The sequence below is a fragment of the Herbiconiux daphne genome (assembly GCF_024979295.1).
Lineage (GTDB): Bacteria > Actinomycetota > Actinomycetes > Actinomycetales > Microbacteriaceae > Herbiconiux > Herbiconiux daphnes.
This window is the reverse complement of the sequence record NZ_JANLCJ010000594.1, coordinates 1-587: the sequence shown is the minus strand read 5'-3', so window position 1 is coordinate 587 and position 587 is coordinate 1. Positions and strand designations below refer to the sequence as shown.

The 587-nt window shown below is 41.7% G+C and carries 2 protein-coding genes; both read right to left on the bottom strand.

What is annotated here, in order from left to right:
• Nucleotides 1-198, bottom strand: a 198-nt coding sequence (locus N1032_RS26655) for a hypothetical protein (RefSeq protein ID WP_259543674.1), incomplete at its 3' end; no start/stop codon positions are given.
• Nucleotide 199: 1 nt separating this feature from the next.
• Nucleotides 200-587: hypothetical protein (locus N1032_RS26650; RefSeq protein ID WP_259543672.1), on the bottom strand; the 388-nt coding region annotated here is incomplete at its 5' end.

Sequence of the window (587 nt, the reverse complement as noted above, 5' to 3'; positions counted from 1 at the left end):
CGCTTGCCTATGGTTCTGCTTAGCACGGATAGGAGCAATACATTTGTGGTAATCCTTAGTCGCTTTGTTCTGCTCACATGCTACAGCTTGTCTTTCAAGCTCATGGTTTTCTTTAGATTGTAGAATAACCAATGATACACATGCAGATAGTATCACAACAATGATCGCACCTAAAAATATACCACTCCAGTCTCTCATGTTATTTTTTGTAACCGATTGATTGGCCTGGCAGATTAACAATAGCTTTAAGTTCATCTGACAAGTCTGAGTAAGAAATTAAGGCTACATCGCCGAAAGTGTAACGAGTACCATAACGGCGTTTACTAGCAACCCACTCTTCACCACGGGTATCAGCGAAGTCAATTGTTTCTTTACCTTCGATTACACCAAAAGCAATAACAGCTTCTTCACGGTTAATTGCTTTCATGGTTGGTACGATGACAAGTACGTCACCAGCACCAGTACGAACTGCATTACGGGTATCATCCCAACGATTCAGACCCTCAGCTGTAACAGTATCAGCACCTTTAGGTGAAGCATCAAAGGTACGAGCAACTACATTAGCAGTAGAGATCATGTTCAGGATA